This window comes from Rhodopirellula sp. JB055 (genome assembly GCF_043100905.1).
GTDB lineage: Bacteria > Planctomycetota > Planctomycetia > Pirellulales > Pirellulaceae > Rhodopirellula.
Genome location: NZ_JBICHO010000101.1, coordinates 1 through 6130, shown reverse-complemented (window position 1 = coordinate 6130; position 6130 = coordinate 1). Strand labels below are relative to the sequence as shown.

4 protein-coding genes are annotated in these 6130 nt (G+C 56.4%); all 4 read right to left on the bottom strand.

The genetic code is table 11. The annotated features are described in order from the left end of the window. Positions 1 to 216 precede the first annotated feature (216 nt). The 4 genes from ACF8AM_RS04125 to ACF8AM_RS04110 all read right to left on the bottom strand — a co-directional run bounded on the left by ACF8AM_RS04125 (position 217) and on the right by ACF8AM_RS04110 (position 5979). A complete protein-coding gene (locus ACF8AM_RS04125; protein WP_392554416.1) occupies positions 217 to 1134 on the bottom strand; it encodes a hydroxypyruvate isomerase family protein in 918 nt (305 codons plus the stop codon). Positions 1135 to 1250: 116 nt separating this feature from the next. Further along, complete coding sequence (locus ACF8AM_RS04120) at positions 1251 to 2666, bottom strand: DUF1501 domain-containing protein (protein ID WP_392554415.1); 1416 nt, start codon at positions 2664 to 2666, stop codon at positions 1251 to 1253. A 37-nt stretch (positions 2667 to 2703) separates the two neighbouring features. Further along, positions 2704 to 5253, bottom strand: a complete 2550-nt coding sequence (locus ACF8AM_RS04115) for a PSD1 and planctomycete cytochrome C domain-containing protein (protein WP_392554414.1) — start codon at positions 5251 to 5253, stop codon at positions 2704 to 2706. Between the two features lie 78 nt (positions 5254 to 5331). Then, positions 5332 to 5979: a response regulator transcription factor gene (locus ACF8AM_RS04110; RefSeq protein WP_099262343.1), complete on the bottom strand. Its 648-nt coding sequence runs from the start codon at positions 5977 to 5979 to the stop codon at positions 5332 to 5334. Positions 5980 to 6130: the final 151 nt, after the last annotated feature.

Below are 6130 nucleotides of genomic sequence, written 5' to 3'. Positions count from 1 at the left end.
TGTGTTGCCAAACGTTTCTCATCACCCTCCCCCTGGGAGGTTCGAGCGAAGCGAGTGGAGGGTCGAGCATCGGAGCCAGCGCGTAGCCCTCCCCCGCCCGAAACGGGCCGACCCTCCCAAAGGGAGGGTGAAATAAAACTGCACGACCTCTGCACGGGCGGAGTTTTCAAGGCGTTACTGGCACAGTACTTGAAAACTTGCGGCACCGAATCGGCTTCAAACGATGCACTGCGCGACTGCATCTCGCAGACCCGCGATTGGATCACGCACGGGGATGAACTCGTGAGCGAAGTAGCCTTCGTACCCGGTGTCCGCAATCGCTTTGGCAATCGGCGGGTACAGCAACTCTTGGTTGTCGTCCAGTTCATGGCGACCGGGGTTGCCGGCGGTGTGGTAGTGACCAAAGTATTGATGATTGTTTTGGATGGTGCGAATGATGTCACCTTCCATGATTTGCATGTGATAGATGTCGTACAACAACTTGAAGTTGTCGCTGCCGACTCGTTTGACCAACTCGACACCCCAGGTGCTGTTGTCGCACATGTAGTCTGCGTGATCGACTTTGCTGTTGAGCAATTCCATCTGCAGCGTCACGCCAGCTTTCTCGGCCACCGGCGTGATTTTCTTCAGGGCATCGACGCAGTTCTTCATGCCGGTTTCGCGATCGATTCCGCGAGCGTTGCCGCTGAAGCAGATCACGTTCTTCCAACCTTCTGCCGCGGTGGCTTCGATCGCCACGTTCATTTTTTCCAAGCACTCGTCATGAAACTTGGTGTCGCACAATCCGTTGGGAAGCGAGTGGGATTGCACCATCGTGCAAACCAAACCGTGTTTCTTCAGCGTCGGAAAATCCTTCGGGTCCAGCAGGTCGATTCCGACCATACCCATCGAGGCGGCTTCCTTGGCCATGTCTTCCAGCGAGATCTTGGGGAAGCACCATTTACAAACCGATTGGTTCAAACGGCCTTGCTTTGCATCCAAGGCTCCGGTGGCTTTGGCCGAACCGGCTGCGTCTTGGGCGTGTGGAGCGGTGGCGGCGACGGCGGTGGTTCCGGCTGCGAGAGCGGCTGCTCGGGTGAGCATGCCTCGCCGGTTCAACGAGGTGTTGATTTGATTGTCTGACATGTTGGTCATTCGGGATGATGTGGAAAGGTAGGTTTGCAGACCCAGTTTAACTTCTGAGTCATACCTTGTCGCGAATCACCCCCTGTCGGTCATCTAAGTTCTGCTCGAAATAGGGTGTCTTTCACCTAGCCAGCCAGAATTTCCTTCACCACTCGGGCGGGTTCGGTGCCGGTCAATTTGAAGTCCAATCCCTGGTGTCGATGCGTGAAGCGTTCGTGGTCGATTCCGCACAGATGCAGGAGCGTTGCTTGCAAGTCGCGAATATGGACGGGGTCTTCGGCGACATGGAACGCGAATTCGTCGCTGCTGCCGTGGATTTTTCCCGGTTGAACGCCGCCACCCGCCATCCACATCGTGAAGGCGCGAGGATGATGGTCTCGCCCATGAGCGTTGGGGTTGTTGATGTCGCCCTGCACAAACGGCGTGCGACCAAATTCTCCACCCCAGATCACCAGCGTGTCGTCGAGCAGCCCACGAGCCTTCAGGTCCTTGACCAATGCGGCGCTCGGTTGATCGGTGTCTTTGCACTGAATTGGCAACTGGTTGGGAAGGTTCCCGTGCTGGTCCCAACCGGCATGCATCAATTGAATGTAGCGAGTCCCGCGTTCGGCCAATCGCCGCGCCATCAAACAGTTGTACGCGTAGCTGCCTTTGCGATGCACGTCCGGTCCATACATCTCCAGCACACTGGCTGGTTCATCAGAAAAGTCCGTTAGCTCGGGAACACTGGATTGCATTTGAAATGCCATCTCGTACTGTGCGATCCGAGTTTCGATTTCAGGATCGGCGTACCGCTGATGAGCAAATTGGTTCATCTCCGACAAACCGTCCAGCATCTCTCGTCGAGCGTGCCGCGAAACGCCTTTGGGGTTGCTGAGGTACAGCACTGGATCTCCCGAACTTCGGAACGGAACGCCTTGGTGTTTACCGGGTAGGAATCCGGCACCCCAGTAGTAGTCAAAGAAAAGTTGGCCGCAGGAACCCTGGCGGTCTTGCGAGGTCATCACCACAAAGGATGGCAAGTCATCGGCCATCGATCCCAGCCCGTACGTCAACCACGCCCCGATGCTCGGGCGACCTGGCAAATTGTGCCCGGTCAACATGTGCGTCATCGCGGGCGCGTGATTGATTTGTTCGCCGTGAAGACTGCGGACAAAGCACAAATCATCCACGATCTCGGCGGTGTGCGGAAGCAAGTCGCTGACCCACATCCCTGATTCGCCTCGCCGATGTCCGTCCCAAGCGGAAGCCAAACAAGGCTTGGACTTTTGTCCCGCGGTCATCGTTGTTTGCCGGAGTCCCTGCAGAATGCTGGCGGGCATTTCTTCGCCCTGCATTTTGCGCAACGTTTCTTTGTCATCGAACAAATCGACATGCGATGGCCCACCGGATTGCATCAGGTAGATGACCCGTTTGGCTTTCGCGGGAAAGTGTGGCAAGGACGGCGACTCGGCAGCCATCAATGTCTGCAAGGCTGGCATTCCGACCGAGAGCGAAAGACCACCCAGGAAAGTTCTTCGATTGAGCGAAAGTGGATTCATTTCAAATCGTGTTCTGGAAGAGAGGGATGGCTTGCGACTACTTGCAAAGCGTTTCGTCGAGATTCAACACCAATGAACACACGGTGGTCCAAGCCGCATGTTCCGCTGGATCGAGTTGTTCATTTCGGGCGGCTTCCCCGGTTGTGAGAAGTTCCGCAGCATCGTCCCGATGCGACCGGAAATGGACGCGGGCTTTTTGAAGTGAACGGTGCAATGAGTCCAACTCGTCTTCGCTGGCGTGTCGCCCGGTCGCGGCGAAAAACATGTCTGCCAATCGAGTGTGATCGTCCTTCAAATTCGCGAAGGATTCTGCCCAGACTCGGGCGGCTTCCACGTACGTGATGTCATTGAGCGTTGTCAGGGCGTGCAGCGGTGTGCTCGTCCGATTCAGGGTGACGGAACAAGATTGGCGACTCGCCACATCAAAGAAATTCGCGGGGGCAACCACACGCCTCCAAACCGTGTAGAGGCTCCGCCGGTAGAGGTCTTTTCCATCGTCACGCATGTAGTGATTCTTGTTCAGACTCATCGATTCCCAGATGCCACCGGGTTGATAGGGGGCGACGGGAGGTCCACCGATTTCTTGATGAAGCAGCCCGGATAGCATCAGGGCTTGGTCCCGCAACAAACGCGAATCGAGCCGTTGCCGCGAGCCGCGAGCCAACCATTTGTTTTCAGGGTCACGTTGGATCCGATCCAAGTCGGTGATGGAGGATTGGCGATAGGTCCGCGAAAGCACCATGCCCTTGAGCAAGGCTTTGACGTCCCATCCGCTTTCGCGAAATTCCACGGCCAACCAGTCCAGCAAATCAGGATGCGTTGGCAGAGCTCCCTGCAACCCAAAGTCGTCAGGAGTGGCCACTAACCCGCGACCGAACATCAATTGCCAATAGCGATTGACGGTGACACGGGCCGTCAATGGATGCTCGTCCGAGACCAACCACTTTGCCAGGTCCAAGCGAGTGAGGCGACCAGCGGTTTGACCCGTCGACACAGGCGGCAGGAAATCAGGCGTCCGGGGCGTGACTTTTTCGCCGAGCGTTTCGTAGTTGCCTCGCAACATCACAAACGTTTCACGAGGTTGGTCGTCTCGCATCACCATCACCAATGGGATCTGCTCCTGAAGCAGGTTCGCCTTGGCTTCCAACTCGGCGATTCGTGCTTTCATCGACTTCCACGGTTCGTTGCGATTCAGGTACGTGTCGATCAGTCGTTTGAAACCATTGTCCTTGGGGTTGTTCAAGTCCGCGCTGAGAACAAACCGAGCGACGAATTCGCCCGGTTTGATTCGCTTGGCACCTTCCTCAGGATCATCTCGGATTTCTTGGACCCATTGGCGCGCCCCGGCAACGTATTCGTCGTAGTGAGACTGCAGGTCTTCCTTAGCCGCTTTCACTTCTTTTTGGGCATCTTTGAATGCCTGCTTGGTGGCGTCGTCTCCGACTTCGATGAAGGGTTTGTCGACCCAGTAGTTCACGGAGAACGGACGGTCGGGATGTTTGACCGACATCTTTTTGCTGGTCATTCCCGTTTCGCTGATCTGGTTGAAGAACGACATCAGCGAGAAGTAGTCGCTCTGTTTCAGTGGATCAAATTTGTGGTCGTGGCATTGGCAGCAGCCGACGGTCAATCCCATCCAGGCCGTGCTGGTTGTTTCGACTCGGTCAAAGTTGTTCTTGGCTCGGTTCTCTTCCGCGATGGACCCGCCTTCGGCTTGAATCATGTGGTTGCGATTGAAGGCCGTGGCGATCAGTTGTTCCTGCGTGGGGTTCGGCAGTTGATCGCCCGCCAGTTGCTCGATGGTGAACTGATCGAAAGGCATGTTGGCGTTGAAGGCATCGATTACCCAATCACGCCAAGGCCAATTCATGCGATAGGCATCGCTTTGGAATCCGTTGGTGTCGGCATATCGAGCGACGTCGAGCCACTCCAGCGTCATTCGTTCGCCATACAGGGGTGACGCCAGCAAACGATCGACGGCCTTTTCATAGGCCGCCTCGCCCTGCTCTGCCGCGTCGATTTCAAAGGACTGCATTTCCTGCGATGTCGGAGGAACGCCGGTCAAGTCCAACGAGACGCGTCGAAGCCATTTCGCGGGTTCGGCTTCGTCGGCAAATTGCAGGTTTTGCTCTTTGTGTCGACGCGCGACAAAGTCATCGATGGCATCGGATGGATTCTTTGCCGCGGTCGTCGGCCGTGTTGGATTGACAAAGGACCAGTGCGGTTCGTACTTCGCGCCTTCTTCAATCCAGCGACGGATCAAGTCTGCCTCGGCTTCGCTGATCGGTTCTCTATGTGCATCCGGCGGAGACATCACCATGTCGGGATCGTCGCTGGTGATCCTGAGCAGTAGTTCCGAGTCGTTTGGTGAGTCGACGTCCCAGACATATTCGGCTTCTTCGCGAAGATCCAAACGCCGGTCGGCGGCGCGATGGTTTTCATCAAAACCATGACAGAAGTAGCACCGGTCCGAAAGAATCGGCCGGATGTCTCGGTTGAAGGAGACTTCCTCGGCGGGAGAGGTGCGAACGCATGCGATCGACACGCAAACGACCACGAAAAGTGCGGTGGGGGATGGCTTGGTCATGCGGTCCAGCTTAGTGGATCGCGGTGCTGAAACAATTTACGAATGTTCGTAAATTGGGCGGCGGAACTTACCTTTGGTTCAAGCTTCCGGGGGCTCAACCAAACGTTCGCGGATGGCGAGAGCCACAGCCGCGGTCGCTCCATTGACGTGCAATTTGCGATAGATGCACCGCGTGACGTAGTCAAGTGTATGGAGATTGAGGTCCAGTTCAGCGGCAATTTGTTTTCGGACCAACCCGCGCGTCATCGCTTCCAACACCGATTGTTCGCGTTCGTTCAGGCCGTAGTCCGGTTGTTCAGGGGAGAGTTGAGCGAACATCTTCAGGACTCGACCCGCAATTCGCGGATGAATCGGGGCGGCACCTTGCAGGACTTGCTCCACCGCTTCCCGAATCTTCGCAATCGTGTCGGTTTTGAGGCAGTAGCCGGACGCACCTGCTTTCAACGCTCGGAAGATCTTTTCATCGTCTTCAAACACCGTCAGGATCAGCGCGGTGGCGTCGGGCAATCGCTGCTTGATTTCGCTGATCCCTTCAATGCCATCCATTCCCGGCAAGTCGATGTCCATCAAGAAGACGTCGGGCGATTGGCCATCATCGATTGCCGCGATCGCTTCTTCACAGCTTCCAAATTCGCGAGCGCTCGCGTCGTCCGCCAGCACGCTCAGTCCGCGAGCGGTGGCCCGGCGGAATTGAACGTTGTCTTCGATGATCCAGATTTCGAGCATCGGATAATTGCGAACAATGATTGCGAACAGGGGAAATGTCGGCGAAGCCAATTCACAGAGGGTACCGCGTTCCGAGAGGCGGCGCCCAGCCAGTGGTCTGTCACGATTTGTTCTTAGGGGCGTGGGGGGGGGGGCGGCGGCCGGGAGGGGG

Coding starts and splice junctions, on each gene's coding strand:
- ACF8AM_RS04125 (WP_392554416.1), bottom strand. CDS start 1,134: ATGACCAACATGTCAGACAATCAAATCAACACCTCGTTGAACCGGCGA.
- ACF8AM_RS04110 (WP_099262343.1), bottom strand. CDS start 5,979: ATGCTCGAAATCTGGATCATCGAAGACAACGTTCAATTCCGCCGGGCC.
- ACF8AM_RS04120 (WP_392554415.1), bottom strand. CDS start 2,666: ATGAATCCACTTTCGCTCAATCGAAGAACTTTCCTGGGTGGTCTTTCG.
- ACF8AM_RS04115 (WP_392554414.1), bottom strand. CDS start 5,253: ATGACCAAGCCATCCCCCACCGCACTTTTCGTGGTCGTTTGCGTGTCG.